The sequence below is a fragment of the Bacteroidota bacterium genome, assembly GCA_016195025.1.
Taxonomy (GTDB): domain Bacteria; phylum Bacteroidota; class Bacteroidia; order Palsa-948; family Palsa-948; genus Palsa-948.
The window spans coordinates 32,948-52,110 of record JACQAL010000060.1 but is presented as its reverse complement, the minus strand read 5'-3'; the positions used below and the strand labels follow the sequence as shown (position 1 = coordinate 52,110).

The window sequence follows — 19,163 nt, the reverse complement described above, 5'->3', positions numbered from 1 at the left end:
TTCTAAAACGAGTAAACAATCAGCATTGATAATAAAATTGCTCCGACAAAAAACCACATCACATAACTTGAAATTTTTCCTGACTGAACAGACTTAACTCCGTCTGAGAAATTTTCCGTCACCGTTCCAATTAGATTCATCATTCCGTCAACAATATTTCTATCTATCCACGCAGCGGGAGTGGAAATCAAATTGAAAATTATTTTCTTCGTAAGGAACAGATACAATTCGTCTACATAGAATTTTTTATAAGCAGAGCGGTAAATATTTCCAAGAGACATAGAAATTTTTTCTGACTTGTCATTTTGTTTTGCGTAAAGAATTATTGCAGTAAAAATTCCAATCAGTCCGGCTGTAACAGCAATCATTGCAGGAATTAAATGAAATTCGGATTCGAAGGCGGTTCCATCTGCAGAGATATACATGCTGAAAGGAATGAATCCAGCTATGAGAGTTGCGATAGCGAGAATAAGCAAAGGAAGTTTCATGGTCATCGGTGCTTCCGAATGCCTGCCTGCCGAAGTATCTGCGAAGGCAGGATGATCATGTCCGTGCGATTTATATTCCTTGTTCCAGAAAATACTCAAGTACAAACGGAACATATAAAATGCGGTAAGGCAAGCTGTAGCCAATCCGACCAGATAAATTATTTTATTGTGATGAAGTGCGGCTGTTAGAATTTCCTCCTTGGAAAAAAATCCTGATAAGGGTGGAACTCCTGAAATCGCTAAACATGCTATGAGAAATACTGCATTTGTCACAGGCATTTTTTTTCTAAGTCCGCCCATATCGCCCATTTCGTTGGAATGAACATAATGAATGACTGCACCTGCTCCGAGAAACAATAACGCTTTGAACATCGCGTGCGTGAAGAGATGAAACATTGAAGCAGAGAATCCAAGTCCTTTTTCTCCCCAAAATCCTGAAACGCCCAGCGCGAACATCATGTAACCGATTTGCGACATAGTGGAATACGCCAGAACGCGTTTAATATCTGTTTGCGTGCAGGCGATGATAGCCGCGAAGAACGCTGAGAACGCACCAACATACATCACCACATTCAGCGCTGCGGGAATTTGTGAGTACACCGGAAATAATCTCGCCACCAAAAAAACTCCGGCAACCACCATCGTTGCTGCGTGGATGAGAGCAGAAACGGGAGTTGGTCCTTCCATCGCATCGGGAAGCCAGATATGCAACGGGAACATAGCAGATTTTCCTGCGCCTCCGATGAATATTAAACATAACGCCCAGGTGAGAGCAGAAATTCCCATGAAGGAAGCAGCGTTCGCATTCAGAAAAATTGCTCCGTGGTAATCCATCATGCGGTGAATGATGGTTTGAAAATCCAGCGACTCGCTGTAATAAGAAAGAATTAAAATTCCGGCAAGGAATCCCAAATCGGCAAAGCGAGTGACGATGAATGCTTTTTTCGCAGCTGCCACTGCGGATGGTTTTGAAAAATAAAATCCTACGAGAAGAAAAGAAGAAACGCCAACAAGCTCCCAGAACATATACATCTGGAAAATGTTTGTGGAGACAACTAATCCGAGCATGGAAAAACTAAAGAGAGAAAGAAAAGAATAGTAAGTGGAATATCTTTCTTCCCCGTGCATGTAGCCGATACTGTAAAGATGAACCATCAGCGAAACCGTTGTCACAACCACAAGCATCATCACCGAAATCGGGTCAAGCATGATTCCGAAATCAATGCTGAGTGTTGGAGAAAAATGCAGCCAGGTTTGTTTGAACGCAATGATGGTCGGATAAATTCCGTCTGCTCTTCCTCCAACAATGAAATATTTGTACGCAGCGAAATAAGAAAGGCAAGTGGCAGCGAGCATTCCTACTGTTCCGAGAATTCCTGATAGCAATTGAAACTTTTTTCCGAATAATCCTGTGACTAGAAATACTGCCAGCGGAATTATCAGGACCAATGATATGTAAGAATAATTTTGCATTACCATTTCAGCGTGTCAATATCGTCTTCGTCAATTGATTTGAATTTTCTGTAGAGATTAATAATGATTGCGATTGCCACAGCGGCTTCAGCAGCAGCAATGGTGATGATGAATATGGTGAAGAAGAGTCCGTCTAGTTTTTCAGAAAACAAATATTTGTTAAATACGACAAAGTTGATATTCACGGCATTCAGCATCAGTTCCACCGCCATGAGCATGGTGATCATATTCCTGCGCGTGAGAAATCCGTACGCTCCTATGAAAAAGAGCGCGAAGCTGATTGCCAATATGAATTTCATTTCACCCATCATGCTTTAGGTTTTGTTTTCATGGCAATTGCAATACTTCCTATTAACGCAGCCAATAATAAAATACTTACCACTTCGAATGGAAGAACGAATCCACCTTCACCATAATTCAACATTGCTTTTCCTATAGAGCGCATGCTTATTGACGAGCCGATTGTTTCTGTAGCGGTAAATTCATGTCCGAGTAAAAGCGAATACACAAATCCAAAACCAAACAATACTGCAAGAAAAGTGAAAAACATTTTCAGGTAAGATGGGGCAGGAAGATCGGAACCGACACGATGAGTCAGGAAAAGTGAAAATATGACCAACACCACGATTCCCCCTACATAAACAACGATCTGAACGGCAGCGAGAAATTCATACTGAAGATAAAAATACAATGCAGCAACATTTATCAGTGTGAAGAGCAAATAAATTGCTACACGGAAAATCTTCTTGGAGGTCACTGTAAGAGCACCAAAGACAAGGAGCATGATAGAAATCAGGTATAGGAAGAATTCAGCTTTCATATTTTTTATTCGTCATTGCGAGGGAGGTACGACCGAAGCAATCTCATTGATGGGATTGCTTCGCTTCGCTCGCAATGACGGTTTCATTATTCTACTCCTTTCATTAATTTACTTCCTGGTTTATTTAAAATCTTTGTCAGCGGTTTTCTGTCGTACGTGCTGTGCTCAAAATCTTTTGACATCACAATCGCATCAGTCGGACAAGAAAGAATACAGAGATTGCAGAATGTGCACATGCCGAGGTGATACACAAACTCATCAATTGCCTTTTTCTTTTTTTGTGTTTCAGGATCAATTTCAAACTTGCTGATAATTCTGATTGTACCGTTCGGACAAGCAATTTCGCAGGCAGAACAACCCGTGCATTTGTGCTCGTTGTTTTCATCATGCGTCAATACCACTTCTCCTCGGAACCTATCACCAATGAACATTTCTTTTCTGTTCTCCGGATATTGCTGTGTTACAATTTCTTTGTGATGAGAAAAATAATATCCCGTCAACTTCATGCCTTTGCGGAGCGAGTTGATTGCGCGGAGAATTGTTCCTATGTACATCGCTAAATATCTCATATTAAAAATGCCATTTCATTATTACTACTAACGCAACTAAAATCATATTAACAAGACTTATCGGCATCAGATATTTCCATTCAAGCGTGAGCAATTGATCAATGCGCAAACGCGGAAAAGTCCAGCGGAACCACATAATGACAAAAATTAAAAAGAAAGTCTTTCCGAAGAACCAAACTACCGGAGGAATAAAATCCATGATGTGATTGAAACTTTCAAAATGCCCGACATGGAAGGGCATCCATCCGCCAAGAAATAATGTCGCACCTATCGCGCAGACCGTAAACATGTTCACATACTCTGCCATAAAGAACATGGCAAAACGCATTCCGGTGTATTCCGTATGAAATCCTGCAGTAAGTTCCGATTCTGCTTCTGCCATATCAAACGGAGCACGATTTAATTCAGCAGTTCCAGCGATGATAAAAATGACGAACGCAATGATGGCAGGAATATGTCCTTTGAAGATCCACCAGCCAGTGCGTTGGCTTTCCACAATGTCATTCATGCTCATGCTTCCTGTTAATGCAACAATCACAATGATGGAAAGTCCTGCGGATAATTCATAACTCACGATCTGCGCACCGCTGCGCATGGCACCAAGCAAAGAATATTTGCTGTTGCTTGCCCAGCCCGCCATGAGAATTCCGATGACGGAAATAGATGACACAGCGGAAATATAAAATACACCAATATTAATATCATACATCTGCAATCCTTTCGCGAACGGAATTGGAGCGAGCACGAGCATTGCCACGATCATCACAATGAACGGAGCGAGGTTGAATAAAAATTTATCTGACGCCTGCGGAGTGATTCCTTCTTTCAATAAAAGTTTCAGAACATCTGCAACTGCCTGGAGAATTCCTTTTGGTCCAACACGATTGGGACCGAGACGAATTTGCATGAACGCAGCAACTTTTCTTTCCATGTAAACGAAAATGATTGCCAGCAAAACGCAAACGCTCAGCACGCACACTCCGACAATCATAAACTCCAACAACATTGTCATTAACGGAGAACAATGAGCGTAAAGCCAATTATGGATTTCATCTGTGAGATATGTGAAGTCGTATAAATATTTCATTGTGCCATTTCGGGAATAAGTCCCCCTTTTTTGAAGGGGGAAGTTTCGCCTTGCGAAACAGGGGGATGTTTCATTTCAAATTTCTCAATATAATCTTCAAGCGCTCTATAAACATTATGCAAGTCTTTCATCACTTGTGATTCCGAAAATCTGAGAACTGTGTACCCCAATTTATTCAATGCGATATCTTTCTTATTATCTCTATCACTCCTATCGTGGTGAGAATATCCATCCAACTCAATAACCAATTTTAATTTTCTGCAAGCAAAATCGGCAACATATTTTTCAATGGGCATTTGTCTTAGAAACTGATATCCAAACATTTTTCTTCCTAGAAGCAACTCGCACCATAAACGAACTTCACCAGGCGTAGAACTTTTCCTGAGTTCTCTCGCGAAAGTTTTTAGTTCTGGTTTATATTTTCTTTTCATAACTTTTTACATCCCCCTTAATCCCCCTTCACTGAAGGGGGACAAATACATTATCTGTCTATATCCGGAATTACCAAATCCAAAGTTGCCATAATTGCCACCAGATCGCCAATTTTTCCTCCAACCGCCATGTGTTTGAGCGCGGAAAGATTTGAAAAGTTCGGAGAACGATATTTTATTCTGTACGGCTTCATGCTTCCATCGCTCACAATGTAAACTCCCAGTTCTCCGCGAGCGGTTTCAACGCGCGAATAAAATTCTCCTTTCGGAAGTTTGAGCACTGCTTTTGTCTTCGCCTGAAAATCCCCCTCAGGAATGTTATCAATATACTGCTCAATAATTTTTACCGACTCATACATTTCGCGAACACGAACCATGTAACGGGCAAAACAATCTCCTTCAGTTTCTAAAATCTCATCGAACCTTGCGCCTTCATATCCATCATACGGAAACCATTTGCGAATATCACAACTCACACCTGATCCGCGCGCAACAGGGCCGGTACATCCATACGAAATCGCATCTTCCGCAGAAATTTTTCCAACTCCTTTCATTCTGTTTTGAAAAATTATATTTCCTGTAAGCAGTTCATCGTATTCAGGTAAATGTTTTTTGAAATTGATAAGAAAAGTATGAACACGTTTCTGAAAGTTCGAATGAAGATCATACATCGCCCCTCCCGGAACCATATAATTCATTGTGAGTCGTGCACCGCAGGTCTCTTCAAAAATATCCATGATCTCTTCGCGGTCGCGGAAGCCGATGAAGAACGGAGTAGTTGCGCCCAGATCCAAACCAAGCGCTCCCCACCAAAGCGTATGCGAAGCAAGGCGCGTAAGTTCCGACATCAGAATGCGAATCACTTTCGCGCGCGCAGGAATTTCAAGCGCCATTCCTTTTTCCACCGCCATCGAACACGCCTGATTATTCATGTGCGCTGAGAGATAATCCATCCGGCTCGTGAGGTAAATAAAATTGCGATACGTGCTCGCCTCGCTCATTTTTTCTATCGAGCGGTGAATGTATCCGAGGTGCGGCACAACATCCTTCACCGTTTCGCCCTGCAGTTTCACTTTCAAATGCAAAACCCCGTGCGTACTCGGGTGCTGCGGACCAATGTTCACCACAAAATCCTCTTCCTTGGATTCTAAAAGTTCTTCTATGTTTTCGTTTCGGTTCATTCGTCATTGCGAGCGCAGCGAAGCAATCTCACAGATTTTTTCATTTTGTATTTTTTGCCTACTGCCAACTGTTTACTGCCTATTTGTATTTTCATTTGGGCGTTCCCCTGCGGGTCGCGCTTTTCGCTTCAATCTTTTTGCGAAACGCAAAAAGGATTTCCGCTGCAATCGCTAACGCAAACTACAATTGCACTATCGTTACATCATCCACATAATCTTTCCTTAACGGAAATCCCCATGTATCATCCATGAATAATCTTCTGAGGTCAGGATGATTATTAAATTTTATTCCGAACAGATCAAATACTTCGCGCTCATGAAGTTCAGCTGTTCTCCATATATCGCAAACCGTATCCACAGCAGGATTTACTCTATCCGTAATTTTTGCTTTCAAAACAAAAACATTTTTGGTCTTTCTTGATTCTAGATGATACACCACCATGAAATGATCTTTCCAGTCAACTCCTGAAACACAAATCAAATAATCGTAATCAGCAGCGCGAAGAGTTTTCGCAAGTAAATAAAGTTTTTCAGCAGGAATGATTGCGTTGAGAAATTGAGATTCTTCGAAAACAGTTTCGGGAGCATGAGCGGAAATAAAAGTTTTTAATTCTTCGTTGGTCATAATACAAAGCTCCTCCTAAATCCTCCCCATCGGGGAGGACTTGCAGATGTTTTTATTCTTATTACTGTTCATTTTGTTTTTTTGTCTTTACCTTCTCCCTCCCTAACGGGGAGGGTTGGGGTGGGGCCTCAAATATTTATTTTTTCTCTTGGACCGCCCGCTCTGATTTTTTCTTGAAGAGTAATTAGTGCGTGTAACAACGCTTCCGGTCTCGGAGGACAACCCGCGATGTAAACATCCACAGGAATCACATGATCCACACCGCGCACCACAGAATAAGAATTATAAAAGAAGGGTCCGCCCGAAATTGTGCAGGCGCCCATCGCAATTACATATTTAGGATCCGCCATCTGATCGTACAATCTTTTGAGAACGGGAGCCATTTTATAAACGATGGTTCCCGCGCAGATAATTAAATCGGCCTGACGAGGAGTTGCGCGCGCTACTTCAAAACCAAACCGTGACCAGTCATGTTTTGCAGAAGCAGCCGACATCATCTCAATCGCACAACAAGAAGTTCCAAACACCAACGGCCATAACGAATTAGAGCGCGACCAGTTCGCAACGCCTTCAATGGTGGACATTACAATATTTCCACCGCCAGGAAGATTGTGAACCTGACCTGGAAAACTTTTAATCAGTTCCTGTTGTTTTGTGTCAACCATGTTTTAAAGTTACAACTATTCATTAGATTTTCATAGGGAAATCTTCTTTTATTTTACTCCCATTTCAATGCGCCTTTTTTCCAAGCGTACATCAATCCGAGAAAAAGTATGAAAACAAAAATCAGAATCTCAACGAAGGCAATCATTCCCACTTCACGAAGTACAACCGCCCAAGGAAACAGAAAAACTATTTCCACATCAAACACTAAAAAGATAAGTGCAAACAAATAATATCCTACATTATATTGCACCCACGAACCGCTCTCGGCAGGAACACCGCACTCATACGCTTCAAGTTTTGAAGCATTCTTAGAGGTTGGTGCAATCCATTTGGAAATTAAAATTCCCATTCCGCAGAAAACTGCACCGCAGACGGCAAGCAAAATAAGTGATGCGATTCCCATAATTTTTAGTTCGTGAATTTAAGAATTTATTTTTCCTAATCAAGAATGATATTAACACAGCTGAATAACTCTTTTGGTCTTTTAAGTTAACGATTTTATATTTTCGTTTCTTTCTTTTCTATGCCTAAGTTAACTAAAAATAAAATGCAAAAAAATATTTCTTTCGAAAAGAAAATTGAACATTGGTTTCCTTTAATCATTTTTGTTTTTGCTTTTCTCCTCTACACCAACACACTTCATCACGGTTTTGTGATGGACGATGGCGCAGTGATTACCAATCACGAAACGGTTAAAAAAGGTTTTAGAGGAATCAAAGAATTATTCGGGCAATCATCGGTTTACGGAAGCACGAAAGAAAATTTCGGAACATATCGTCCGCTCACCATGAGTTTATTCGCGATAGAATATGGTTTCTTCAAAGAGAATTCTTCGGCTTATCATTTCGTTCAGGTTTTGCTCTATGGGATTTTATGTGTTGTAATTTTTATTTTTCTGAAAAAACTATTGAAAGATTTCCACCCGCTTCTTCCTTTAATTGCTGTTTTATTTTTTGCAGCGCACCCCATTCACACCGAAGTCACCGCTAACATTAAAAGCGCGGATGAAATTCTGAGTTTGCTTTTTTGTTCGCTCGCGTTTTTATTCGCAATAAAATTTTCAGAAACTTCTGAGAAAAAATATTTAGTGGTTTCATTTTTGTTTTTTCTCTGCGCTTTATTTTCCAAGGAAAGTGCCGCAACATTTATTTTCATTATTCCGCTTGCGCTTTTCTTTTTCAGATCAGTCAACGTGAAGAACCTTTTAGCTGTCACAGGAATTCTTGCTTCGGGTATTCTGATTTATTTTCTTGCGCGCAATTCAGCACTTGATTCAAATCCTCCGCCTATCGGTTTAGTAAATAATACACTTGCCGGTGCGAAAATTTTTACCGAGCGCTACGCTACCATTTTTGTAATTCTATTCGATTATCTCAAACTTCTTTTCTTTCCACATCCGCTTTGCTGGGATTATGGCTACAATCAGATTCCACTTGTGGGATTTGGAAATCCATTGGCGATTATTTCTGTTTTGATTTATTTGACACTCGGAATAATTTCTATAGGAGGAATTTTCAAATCATCGAATTCTAAAATTTTCAAATTAATCTCATTCTGCATTTTATTTTTTCTGATTTCGCTCTCTGTAAGTTCAAATATTTTTATTCTCATTGGCTCAACAATGGCAGAAAGATTTTTATTTACTCCATCGCTTGCATTTTGCATTCTGCTTGCATACGCTATGATAAAACTTTTGAAGATTGAATCGTTCAACATTAAAACTATTCCTCTTGCAATTATTCTTTTTCTCTTTTCATACAAAACTTTCTCCCGAAATAAAGACTGGGAATCCAACTTAACTTTATTTGCAAAAGGAGTTGAAGATTGTCCGAATTCATATAGAACAAATACAACCTTCGCATGGGAAAGCGTTTTAGCAGGAGAAAAAGAAACAGATAAAGAGAAAAAGAAAATTCATTTGCAAAATGCAGTTACTTATTATCAGAAAGGCCTTGCGATTTATCCGAATATAGAAGCCGACTGGTACAATTACGGAGTATCGCAAAGCAATCTTGGAAAAGTGGATGAAGCAGTGAATGATTACAAGCGTGCGCTGGAAATAAATCCGAAACATAGAAATTCTTTGTACAATCTCGCAACTGTTTACCTCAGCAGAAAAGATTATCAGAACTCGCTAAATTATTTTTTACGCCTCTATGAAACTGAACCGGATTTTCTGGATGTGAGTTTTAAAACAGGGCTCGTCTATCACATGGCAGGAAATCCTCAGCAGGCAATACCTTATTATGAACGCTACTACAAAAACAATCCGAACAATAAAGATGTCATCAATAATCTGATGATGGCTTACAACTCTATTGGCGAAAAAGAAAAAGCAAGTGAATTTGCAAATAGGCTTCAACAATTTCAGCACTAAGTAATTTTTTTACATTTACCTTCTCAAAATTTTCCTATGAAAAAAATATTTGTTTTCTTTCTCATCTCCACAAATCTTTTTGCACAATCAAAAGAATCTTCTAAAGACACAATAAAAAAGAAAGACGATAAAAAATGGGATGTACTCAACCCTCCGGGAACTTTTAAAGAAGTGGAGTTTACCACAAATGAAGGGACATGGATGAGTTTAGATGTTTCCCCTGACGGAAAAGAAATTGTGTTTGACATGCTCGGAGATATTTATTCCATGCCTATCACAGGCGGAGAAGCAAAAGCACTGAGGCAGAATCATGCGATGGAAACACAGCCGAGATTTTCTGCGGATGGAAAGAAAATTTCTTTCACCAGCGATGCAGGAGGCGGAGATAATATCTGGATGATGAACAGAGACGGCTCGGACGCAAAACAAATCACCAAAGAAAATTTTCGTTTGCTAAACAACGCAGTATGGATGCCTGATGGAAATTATCTCATCGCAAAAAAACATTTCACCTCTACCCGCTCGCTCGGTGCCGGAGAATTGTGGATGTACCATTTCACAGGCGGGGAAGGAATTCAGATCACGAAAAGAAAAAATGACCAGCAGGATTTAGGCGAGCCCTGCGTTTCTGCTGATGGAAAATATGTTTACTACAGCGAGGATATGTATCCGGGCGGACATTTTGAATACAACAAAGATCCGAACCAGCAGATTTATGTTATCAAGCGATACAATTTTGAAAAAGGAGAAACCGAAACTGTGACTGGTGGCGCAGGCAGCGCAATGCGTCCGCAAATTTCAAGAGACGGAAAAACATTAGCTTTTGTAAGAAGAGTTCACGAGAAAACAGTTTTGTATCTGAGAAATTTAGAAACCGGAGAAGAATGGCCCGTGTATGACAAACTCAGCAAAGACCAGTCAGAAGCTTGGGCGATATTCGGACCGTACTGTGGATTTCAGTGGCTCGATGCAAAAAATATAATCATCTGGGCGCAGGGAAAAATCTGGAAGATAGATGTTACCACCTCACAAGCCACAGAAATTCCTTTCACAGTAAAAGTGAAACAAAAGATTTATGACGCGCTGCATTTTGAAAATCCGGTTGCGCCTGATAAGTTCACAGTAAAAACAATCCGCAATGCGGTGACTTCTCCCGATGAAAAATATATGCTGTTCAATGCTGTCGGAGCAATTTGGAAAAAAGATTTACCGAACGGAGTTCCCACCAAAATCGCAACCACTGACCACTTTATGTTTGAGCCAAGTTTTTCCCCCGATGGAAAAGAAATTGTATTCGTGACCTGGAGCGATGAGAACAGCGGAGCAATTTGGAAAATGAATGTGACAGATAAAAAGATGACAAAACTTTCTGAAGAAAAAGGAATTTACCGCACACCAAGATATTCTCCCGATGGAAAATGGCTCGTGTATCAAAAAGAAAATGGCAACAACCAGCAGGGAAATGCTTTCTGCGTGAACCCGGGAATTTATGTTATGCCGAGCACAGGAGGAAAACCAACGCTCGTCATCAAAGAAGGAAGTGACCCGCGTTTTTCCAAAGACGGAAAAAGAATTTTCTTCCAGTCAACTGAATCGGAAGGAAAGGATGATTTGTTCGTCCTCAAAAGTTGTGATTTGAATGGCAAGGATGTGCGAACGCATTTCACTTCAAAGTACACGAACAATTTTGTTGTGAGTCCTGATAATAATTGGATAGCGTACTGCGAACTTTTCAAAGTGTATGTTGCCGCAATGCCGCTCGTGGGAAAAACATCTGACCTCTCCGCAAAAATGGAATCCGTTCCTGTTGCGCAGGTGGCGAAAGATGCAGGAATAAATATTCACTGGGGTGCTGACAGCAAAAAAGTTCACTGGACATTGGGCGAAGAATATTTTACAACCGAACTCGGAAATCGTTTCGGCTTCATCAGCGGAAAAGCCGACAGTGTTTTGAAAATGGACACGGTTGGAATAAAAGTAAATCTTGTTTTGGATTCTGACAAACCAAAAGGAACGATTGCGTTCACAGGAGCAAGAATAATTACGATGAATAACGGAAGCGATGTAATCGAGAACGGAACCATCATTGTAACAGACAATAAAATCACGGACATCGGTGCTGCTGACAAAGTTCAGATTCCAGCAGGAGCAAAGGTGATGGATGTTACAGGAAAAACAATTATGCCCGGAATGATCGATGTGCACGCACACTTGTGGACATTTCGCCAGGGACTTTCTCCGCAGAAAGAATGGACATACTATTCCAATCTTGCTTACGGAGTTACTACAACACATGACCCATCTTCCAATACCGAAATGGTTTTCTCGCAGAGCGAAATGGTGAAAGCAGGAATCATGACGGGACCAAGAATTTTTTCTACCGGAACAATTCTCTATGGCGCTGACGGTGACTTCAAAGCGGTAATTAATTCTTTGAATGACGCGAAAAGCGCAATCGTTCGCACAAAAGCGTTCGGTGCGTTCTCCGTGAAAAGTTATAACCAGCCGAGAAGAGAACAACGCCAGCAAGTAATCACAGCGGCAAAGCAGTTAGGAATACAAGTTGTTCCCGAAGGCGGCTCCACTTATTTTTATAATCTCACACATATTTTAGACGGTCACACAGGTGTGGAACACAATCTTCCCATCGCTACTTTATATAATGATGTTGTGCAACTCTGGAGCAAAAGCAAAACGCAGTACACGCCCACGCTCATTGTTTGCTATGGCGCCATGAGCGGAGAAACATATTGGTACCAGCATACAAATGTTTGGGAAAAACAGCGACTTTTAAATTTTACTCCGCGAAATGTTGTTGACACAAAAGCGCGCCACCGCACCATGATTCCCGAAGAAGAATACACGAATGGTTATATGCTTGTATCCCAGAGTTGCAAAAAACTTTCGGACGCAGGCGTGAAAATAAATTTAGGGCAGCACGGACAAATGAACGGCATTGGCGCACATTGGGAATTGTGGATGCTACAGCAGGGTGGAATGACGAACATGCAGGCACTGCAATGCGCAACTATTAACGGAGCAACTTATCTCGGCATGGAAAAAGAAATCGGCTCGCTGGAGAAAGGAAAACTTGCCGACTTAATTATCCTTGACAAAAACCCTTTGGAAAATATTTTGAATTCTGAAACAGTAAAATACACTATGGTGAACGGGCGCTTATATGATTGCGACACCATGAACGAGATCGGCAACTATGATAAGAAAAGAGGAAAATTTTTCTGGGAAATATCGGGATACAATGCAAACTTCCCGTGGCATGAGAATGCGGATGGAGATGAATAAGGACTCTCCCCTTCCCCCTTTCTACCCGTAGAGCGGGGTGTCGAATGGAGTGAGACGGGGTGAGTCTTTGAAAGCCAATTCTTTTCCTTACATTTGATTAATGAAAAAATTCTTTTTCATAACTCTATTTTTTATTTCTCTTTTTACTCAAGCGCAAATTACTTTTCAGAAAACTTATGGAGGAACGAACGGAAGTGGCGGAGTATTTTCTGGAACACAAACAAAAGAAGGAGAATATATTTTTGTTGGCACTCCAATTATTAAAATTAATTCTGATGGCGATACATTATGGACAAAAACTTATGCAGGAACTAAACCAGGAGACGGTGGAAATTCTATAGCAGAAACATTAGAGAGAGGATTTATTATCGCTGGCACTGCCCATAGTTTTGCATTAGGAATAGATGATGCCTATCTATTGAAAACTGATTCGATGGGAAATGTACTTTGGTCAAAAAATTTCGGAGGAACTTCTTGGGATATTGCTTATTCAGTTCAACAAACTTTTAATGGTAGCTATATTGTTGCTGGAGTAACTGGAAGCTTTGGTGCAGGAGATGATGATTTTTATTTAATAAAAACGAATTCAAACGGTGATACATTATGGACGAAAACTTATGGCGGTACTGGACGTGATGATGGAAATTTTCTTCAACAAACCTCTGATAGCGGATATATTATAGTGGGGACAACACAAAGTTTTGGCGCAGGCGCTAATGATATTTATGCAATAAAGACCGACATAAATGGAAATGTTCTTTGGTCAAAAACATATGGTAGCACTGGCAATGACTTTGGTTATTCGGTGGAACAAACAAATGATAATGGTTATATTATTTCTGGATATAGAGACGATAACTTTAGTATTGGATACTATGATGTCTACTTAATAAAAATTGATTCAAGTGGAAATTTAATATGGTCAAAAATATTTGGAGGAACAGATGGTGATTATTCAAACTGTGTTCATCAAACTTCAGATGGAGGATATATTCTTGTTGGTAAAACTGTAAGTTTTGGAAATGGCGATGAAGATTGCTATCTGATTAAAACAACTTCAAATGGAAATTTACTTTGGTCAAAATTATATGGAGATTCGGATGAAGATGCAGGAACATTTGTGCAACAAACTGCAGATGGCGGTTATGCTATTTTAGGTGCGTTTGATTATTGGGGGGCAGGTTCTCTTCCAAAAATATATTTTATAAAAACTGATTCTCTTGGGCATAGTGGATGTAATGAAGGTAATCCAAACACAATTGAGTTATCTCCTGCAACAATAGTTACAAATCCCTCTACTTTAGTTTCCTCTGGTGGCATTATTACAAATCGCCCAACTTTAACAAGTGATGGAGGAACAGTAACTACACTTTGTTTTGCAAATGGAATAAACGATTTCCAAACCTCAAAACCAGAAATAAATATTTTTCCAAATCCATTCAGCACGAGTGCAACAATACAAGTGAACGGCAATCGGTCAACGGTGATTGATTCTGAATTCAAAATATATGATGTTTTTGGCAAAGAAGTAAAAAAGTTTCAAGTCTCAAGTTCAAAGTTCCAAGTTGAAAGAGGCAATCTTTCAAGCGGAATTTATTTCTACAAACTCTCTGCTCCCTCTCCTAAAGGAGAGGGCTGGGGTGAGGTCATTGGCGCGGGAAAGGTAGTGATTGAGTAATCTATTTTCACCGCGAAACAAAAAGCTGCTGCAATTTGTCTATTCCTGAAATAGACATATATTTTTAAAATAATTTTAGCAATTCTTTTAGAAAAAGCAATTAAAAATAAAGTAAATATGTGTTTTTCATATTAAAAATAGAGTAATTGATTCTTATAAGAAACCTTCTTAATAAATCTGCGTATTGAAGTGAAATTAAGAACTGCTCTTCTACATAAAAACCTGTATTTTTGCAACCCCAAACTGAGTTTCAATGAGCAAATTTTTAAATATTACTTTTTTATTAATCCTGCTTTTTAATTCTCGTATGCTATTTTGCCAGTCGGCATCGCCCGAAGTCATTGCCGCATCAGGAGATTATTTTGCCAATGCAAACAACTCCGTAAGTTGGACGCTTGGTGAGGCGATGACTGAAACATATTCCGCTTCGGCACATTTCATGACGCAGGGATTTCAGCAGCCCGCTTACAATATTTTATCGGTAGCCAATTACACGGAGCCCTCTGTTTTCGTATATCCGAACCCGGTAATAAATAACCTCTGGATTGATTTTGAAAAAGTGCCGGGGAATTTTTCGGTGGAACTTTTTGATTCCAACGGAAAACTCTTGCGTAAAGAAGAATTGCTGGATGGAAAAAATAATCTGACTTTTTCTTTTAATGAGTATGAGGAAGGAATTTACCTGCTGAACATAATCGGCAAAAACAATATCTATAAATGTTCTTATAAAATAGTGCGGCTTAAATAACTCTATAAAAAATATCAAATGAAAATTTTTAAACTGCTTTTCTCTTTTTTGCTGCTTGCTGTTATCGCTAATGCACAGGCGCCACAGGCATTCAAGTACCAATCGGTCATCCGCGATGTTTCGGGAAATCCCATAGCCAACACTTCATTTCCCATTCGTGTAACCATTCACGATAACACGCAGGCGGGACCTATTGTATACCAGGAAACTCAAACTGCGCTTACTAATCAATTCGGGTTGGTAACATTAAGTATAGGAGCAGGCACAGTAGTCAGCGGAAATTTTTTAACTATTCCATGGAACAGCGGAAATAAATTTATTGAAATAGAAGTTGACTTTGGAAGCGGATATGTTTCCATGGGCGCTTCACAATTGTTAAGCGTGCCATATGCTTTGTATACCGCAAATGGTGCAACAGGACCGATGGGTCCAACAGGTGCTCAAGGTCCTACTGGTCCTGCTAGCGGACCAACAGGTCCCACTGGACCAACAGGACCTTCTGGCGCTGACGGTGCAACCGGTGCTCAGGGAATTACTGGTCCTACTGGCGCGGATGGCGCAACGGGTGCAATGGGTGCAACCGGTCCCACAGGAGCGGATGGAGCAACAGGTGCAATGGGAGTCACAGGTCCTACAGGAGCGGATGGCGCAACAGGTGCAATGGGAGTCACAGGTCCTACAGGAGCGGATGGCGCAACGGGTGCAATGGGTGCAACTGGTCCTACAGGAGCGGATGGCGCAACGGGTGCAATGGGAGTCACAGGTCCTACAGGAGCGGATGGCGCAACAGGTGCAATGGGAGTCACAGGTCCTACAGGAGCGGATGGAGCAACAGGTGCAATGGGAGTCACAGGTCCTACAGGAGCGGATGGAGCAACAGGTGCAATGGGAGTCACAGGTCCTACAGGAGCGGATGGCGCAACGGGTGCAATGGGAGCAACTGGTCCCACAGGAACAAATGGAGCAACGGGTGCAATGGGTGCAACCGGTCCTACAGGAGCGGATGGAGCAACTGGTGCAATGGGAGTAACCGGTCCAACAGGCGCTGACGGAGCCACAGGCGCGCAGGGAATTACTGGTCCTACAGGTGCTGATGGTGCTACAGGCGCGATGGGAGTAACCGGACCCACAGGAGCAGATGGAGCAACTGGTGCGGTGGGTGCAACTGGTCCGATAGGTGCAACAGGTGCTGCGGGTTTGAATGGCGCAACAGGCGTTGCAGGTCCAACTGGGGCAGCAGGTCCAACTGGGGCAGCAGGTCCAACAGGAGCAACAGGCGCTACCGGCAACATAGGGGCAACGGGAACAACCGGGCAGACGCTTTATTACAATGGTTCTGCATGGACAGCAACCAGTAATTTATATAACACAGGTACAAATGTGGGAATAGGCACTACCACTGTTACCAGCACCCTTCAGGTTGCTGGAGGTGACATAGGATTAGGTGATGGCACTCTAACCGGCAATCAGCCAATAACTGTATGGCTTAAGAATGTCAGCGGTGCGACCCGCAGTGCCGGTGAAATAGTAATCTCTAGTTCTACAACTGATAATGCATTTACTGTAACTACAACTGCAAGTTCCTCCCAGGCAATTGGGATTGTTTATGATGCAACTATTGCAATCGGTGCAGTTGGACGTATTGCAATATTGGGAGTTGTAACAGTACAAACCGCCACAGGAACTATTCGTGGATATCAAGTAACTACATCTTCTACTGCAGGAAAAGCACGGGGCACTACCGGTACTGCAGGTTCCATAGGAATGTGGCTTGAATCTACCGGTGTAGGAGGTTCAGCAAAGGCGTTGTTACACTAAGTTTTCTTAATTCACTTCAACAAAGAAACGAAACCTTTGTAGGTAGAATTATTATTTGAGAACACATAGAAGTATACTCCTTCGTGTGCCGGAACTCCTGCCGCTGTTCTTCCGTCCCACACAAAACCATAATCAGTGGTTTCAAACATAAGCCCTCCCCAGCGGTCAACTATTTTTAGCGAGAAAGGCGAGCACCGGTTTAATCCGGAAATTTTAAATGCATCGTTTTGTCCGTCACCGTTCGGGGTGAAAACATTGGGAATGATGAGCGAAAGAGAAGTATCTGCCGCAAAATATTTCAGCGATGCTTTGCTTGTATCGGGGCACATCTGAAATGAGTTCAGCGTAATCAGCATAATAGTATACTGCCCGCTTAAATAAAAATGACAGGGGTTTTCTCTCATAGAAGTATCGCCATCTCCAAACTGCCATTGCCAGTAAAAAGCGTTTTGTGACTGGTCGTTGAACTGAATACAGGAATAAACACAGGTATCATACGCATAACTGAAAGATGAAACTGTTTTTGGCACAAGGATTACTGTGGTGTCGGCAGTATCGCTTCCGCATTGATTCAAAGCAATCACAAAAAAAGAAGTAGTATTGGTTGAAGGAGAAATTGCAATAGATGAAGTTGTGGCTCCTGTGTTCCACGAATAAACACTTCCGCCTGATGCAGTCAGCACTCCCGGATTTCCTTTGCATAAAAAAGTATTTCCTGAAATCACCACAACAGGAGGTGATAGAACAGTTACAGGAATAGAAGTTGTATCCGAGCCGCAATTATTCATTGCAATAAGAGTATATGTAGTGCTGAGGGAAGGGGAAATAATAATAGTGGCGGCAGTTTCGCCCGTGCTCCACAAATAACTTATTCCTCCCGATGCGGTAAGAACAGAACTGCTGCCATTGCAAAAACTGGTAATGCCGCTGAAGTTTGCATTTGGAAGAGGGTTGACAAATACCGTAATGCTGCTTGTGTCAGTTCCGCATGTGTCGGTGATAATTACAGAATAAGTTGTAGTAATGGTTGGTTTCACAACAATAATAGAATCTATAGTGTTGCCTGTGCTCCATGAATAATTTATTCCTCCGAATGCAGTGAGCGTGGTGCTGTCGCCTGCGCAAATGGTATTATTTCCAGTTATGCCCGCCACACAACCGGTACCTGCTTTTATCTTCATAAGGGAAAAGGGAATAAGCAGGAGAACAAAAATAATTTTCAGCAAGCAAAAACTTCTTCCACGCATGTTTTCGGTAAGTTGAATTCACAAAATTAATTGCAGCAAACCGAACCCATACCGCGAACAAATGCTTTTATCAGCAGTATATGGTTAATAACCATAGTTACAAATTACTGCACCACCACCGTTCCCGTCATTCCCATTGCCTGATGGTATTTGCAGTAATAGGCATAAGTTCCGGCATCGCTAAACTTATAGGAAAAAGTTTTTCCATTCGTCATATCACCGCTGTTGAATAAACCGGTGTTGCTCGTTACAGTATGAGTGGCATAGTCCTGATTTGTCCAGACAATCGTTGTTCCTTCTTCCACATTTACCGGGAAGATTAACGAGCGGGTTGATTATTCCAAAGACGGAACTTACCATGTTACTGCAACCGGCAAATTAAAAATTCATGGAGTGGAGCAGGAGCGAACCGAAAAAGGAATTCTCATAATAAAAGGAAACAGCATTTCGCTTGAAAGCAATTTCAAAATTGCGGTGAAGGGTTTCGGCATTAAAATTCCCCGCCTGCTGACAAAAAATATTGCCGAAGTGGTAGATGTAAAAGTGAAAGCCGATTTGCTTCCCCGCGAAAAATTGATTTCAAGGCAAAAGATTTATTGAAAACTTTCTTCCTTCTGCGCGAAATACATTTCTAAATTTGATGTTCAGAAAT

General features: G+C 41.2%; 18 protein-coding genes. 6 read left to right on the top strand and 12 right to left on the bottom strand.

What is annotated here, in order from left to right:
* Nucleotides 1-2: 2 nt before the first annotated feature.
* The 10 genes from nuoL to HY063_12040 form a co-directional block, all read right to left on the bottom strand.
* Nucleotides 3-1,961: an NADH-quinone oxidoreductase subunit L gene (gene nuoL, locus HY063_12085; GenBank protein ID MBI3502521.1), complete on the bottom strand. Its 1,959-nt coding sequence runs from the start codon at nucleotides 1,959-1,961 to the stop codon at nucleotides 3-5.
* Nucleotides 1,961-2,272 carry an NADH-quinone oxidoreductase subunit NuoK gene (gene nuoK, locus HY063_12080; GenBank protein ID MBI3502520.1) on the bottom strand — a complete coding sequence of 104 codons (312 nt, stop codon included), beginning with the start codon at nucleotides 2,270-2,272 and terminating at the stop codon, nucleotides 1,961-1,963. Before nuoK ends, nuoL begins: the two co-directional genes overlap by 1 nt.
* On the bottom strand, nucleotides 2,269-2,781 hold the full coding sequence (locus HY063_12075; protein MBI3502519.1) for an NADH-quinone oxidoreductase subunit J: 513 nt from the start codon (nucleotides 2,779-2,781) through the stop codon (nucleotides 2,269-2,271). The genes nuoK and HY063_12075 overlap by 4 nt, the downstream gene beginning before the upstream one ends.
* Before the next feature lie 86 nt (nucleotides 2,782-2,867).
* Entirely contained in the window at nucleotides 2,868-3,350 is a 483-nt protein-coding gene (locus HY063_12070) for a 4Fe-4S binding protein (protein ID MBI3502518.1), read from the bottom strand.
* A 1-nt stretch (nucleotide 3,351) separates the two neighbouring features.
* A complete protein-coding gene (gene nuoH / locus HY063_12065) occupies nucleotides 3,352-4,437 on the bottom strand; it encodes an NADH-quinone oxidoreductase subunit NuoH (protein ID MBI3502517.1) in 1,086 nt (361 codons plus the stop codon).
* Nucleotides 4,434-4,868, bottom strand: coding sequence for an endonuclease domain-containing protein (locus HY063_12060; protein MBI3502516.1), 435 nt, complete (start codon nucleotides 4,866-4,868; stop codon nucleotides 4,434-4,436). Before HY063_12060 ends, nuoH begins: the two co-directional genes overlap by 4 nt.
* Nucleotides 4,869-4,918: 50 nt before the next feature.
* Nucleotides 4,919-6,049: an NADH-quinone oxidoreductase subunit D gene (locus HY063_12055; protein MBI3502515.1), complete on the bottom strand. Its 1,131-nt coding sequence runs from the start codon at nucleotides 6,047-6,049 to the stop codon at nucleotides 4,919-4,921.
* Between the two features lie 181 nt (nucleotides 6,050-6,230).
* Complete coding sequence (locus HY063_12050; GenBank protein ID MBI3502514.1) at nucleotides 6,231-6,674, bottom strand: NADH-quinone oxidoreductase subunit C; 444 nt, start codon at nucleotides 6,672-6,674, stop codon at nucleotides 6,231-6,233.
* Nucleotides 6,675-6,802: 128 nt separating this feature from the next.
* Entirely contained in the window at nucleotides 6,803-7,339 is a 537-nt protein-coding gene (locus tag HY063_12045) for an NADH-quinone oxidoreductase subunit B (GenBank protein ID MBI3502513.1), read from the bottom strand.
* A 53-nt stretch (nucleotides 7,340-7,392) separates the two neighbouring features.
* Complete coding sequence (locus HY063_12040; protein ID MBI3502512.1) at nucleotides 7,393-7,743, bottom strand: NADH-quinone oxidoreductase subunit A; 351 nt, start codon at nucleotides 7,741-7,743, stop codon at nucleotides 7,393-7,395.
* 120 nt (nucleotides 7,744-7,863) lie between these two features.
* On the opposite strand from HY063_12040, the gene HY063_12035 reads away from it, so the two are divergent.
* The 5 genes from HY063_12035 (at nucleotide 7,864) to HY063_12015 (ending at nucleotide 17,264) form a co-directional block, all read left to right on the top strand.
* Nucleotides 7,864-9,717: a tetratricopeptide repeat protein gene (locus HY063_12035; GenBank protein ID MBI3502511.1), complete on the top strand. Its 1,854-nt coding sequence runs from the start codon at nucleotides 7,864-7,866 to the stop codon at nucleotides 9,715-9,717.
* 36 nt (nucleotides 9,718-9,753) lie between these two features.
* Nucleotides 9,754-13,020: a PD40 domain-containing protein gene (locus HY063_12030; GenBank protein ID MBI3502510.1), complete on the top strand. Its 3,267-nt coding sequence runs from the start codon at nucleotides 9,754-9,756 to the stop codon at nucleotides 13,018-13,020.
* 100 nt (nucleotides 13,021-13,120) lie between these two features.
* Complete coding sequence (locus HY063_12025; GenBank protein ID MBI3502509.1) at nucleotides 13,121-14,698, top strand: T9SS type A sorting domain-containing protein; 1,578 nt, start codon at nucleotides 13,121-13,123, stop codon at nucleotides 14,696-14,698.
* A gap of 253 nt (nucleotides 14,699-14,951) precedes the next feature.
* Nucleotides 14,952-15,446 (top strand): T9SS type A sorting domain-containing protein, encoded by a 495-nt coding sequence (locus HY063_12020; protein ID MBI3502508.1) that lies wholly within the window; start codon nucleotides 14,952-14,954, stop codon nucleotides 15,444-15,446.
* A 357-nt stretch (nucleotides 15,447-15,803) separates the two neighbouring features.
* Entirely contained in the window at nucleotides 15,804-17,264 is a 1,461-nt protein-coding gene (locus HY063_12015; GenBank protein MBI3502507.1) for an exosporium protein, read from the top strand.
* A gap of 11 nt (nucleotides 17,265-17,275) precedes the next feature.
* Here HY063_12015 and HY063_12010 read toward each other — a convergent pair whose 3' ends face one another.
* A complete protein-coding gene (locus HY063_12010) occupies nucleotides 17,276-18,445 on the bottom strand; it encodes a gliding motility-associated C-terminal domain-containing protein (GenBank protein MBI3502506.1) in 1,170 nt (389 codons plus the stop codon).
* A gap of 170 nt (nucleotides 18,446-18,615) precedes the next feature.
* The gene (locus HY063_12005) at nucleotides 18,616-18,816 is read right to left on the bottom strand and encodes a cupredoxin domain-containing protein (protein MBI3502505.1); all 201 of its coding nucleotides are present in this window, start codon (nucleotides 18,814-18,816) and stop codon (nucleotides 18,616-18,618) included.
* A gap of 88 nt (nucleotides 18,817-18,904) precedes the next feature.
* Between HY063_12005 and HY063_12000 the strand changes: the two genes are divergently transcribed.
* Nucleotides 18,905-19,111 carry a hypothetical protein gene (locus tag HY063_12000; protein ID MBI3502504.1) on the top strand — a complete coding sequence of 69 codons (207 nt, stop codon included), beginning with the start codon at nucleotides 18,905-18,907 and terminating at the stop codon, nucleotides 19,109-19,111.
* The last annotated feature ends 52 nt before the right edge of the window (nucleotides 19,112-19,163 follow it).

Coding starts and splice junctions, on each gene's coding strand:
- nuoL (MBI3502521.1), bottom strand. CDS start 1,961: ATGCAAAATTATTCTTACATATCATTGGTCCTGATAATTCCGCTGGCA.
- nuoK (MBI3502520.1), bottom strand. CDS start 2,272: ATGATGGGTGAAATGAAATTCATATTGGCAATCAGCTTCGCGCTCTTT.
- HY063_12075 (MBI3502519.1), bottom strand. CDS start 2,781: ATGAAAGCTGAATTCTTCCTATACCTGATTTCTATCATGCTCCTTGTC.
- HY063_12070 (MBI3502518.1), bottom strand. CDS start 3,350: ATGAGATATTTAGCGATGTACATAGGAACAATTCTCCGCGCAATCAAC.
- nuoH (MBI3502517.1), bottom strand. CDS start 4,437: ATGAAATATTTATACGACTTCACATATCTCACAGATGAAATCCATAAT.
- HY063_12060 (MBI3502516.1), bottom strand. CDS start 4,868: ATGAAAAGAAAATATAAACCAGAACTAAAAACTTTCGCGAGAGAACTC.
- HY063_12055 (MBI3502515.1), bottom strand. CDS start 6,049: ATGAACCGAAACGAAAACATAGAAGAACTTTTAGAATCCAAGGAAGAG.
- HY063_12050 (MBI3502514.1), bottom strand. CDS start 6,674: ATGACCAACGAAGAATTAAAAACTTTTATTTCCGCTCATGCTCCCGAA.
- HY063_12045 (MBI3502513.1), bottom strand. CDS start 7,339: ATGGTTGACACAAAACAACAGGAACTGATTAAAAGTTTTCCAGGTCAG.
- HY063_12040 (MBI3502512.1), bottom strand. CDS start 7,743: ATGGGAATCGCATCACTTATTTTGCTTGCCGTCTGCGGTGCAGTTTTC.
- HY063_12035 (MBI3502511.1), top strand. CDS start 7,864: ATGCCTAAGTTAACTAAAAATAAAATGCAAAAAAATATTTCTTTCGAA.
- HY063_12030 (MBI3502510.1), top strand. CDS start 9,754: ATGAAAAAAATATTTGTTTTCTTTCTCATCTCCACAAATCTTTTTGCA.
- HY063_12025 (MBI3502509.1), top strand. CDS start 13,121: ATGAAAAAATTCTTTTTCATAACTCTATTTTTTATTTCTCTTTTTACT.
- HY063_12020 (MBI3502508.1), top strand. CDS start 14,952: ATGAGCAAATTTTTAAATATTACTTTTTTATTAATCCTGCTTTTTAAT.
- HY063_12015 (MBI3502507.1), top strand. CDS start 15,804: ATGGGCGCTTCACAATTGTTAAGCGTGCCATATGCTTTGTATACCGCA.
- HY063_12010 (MBI3502506.1), bottom strand. CDS start 18,445: ATGAAGATAAAAGCAGGTACCGGTTGTGTGGCGGGCATAACTGGAAAT.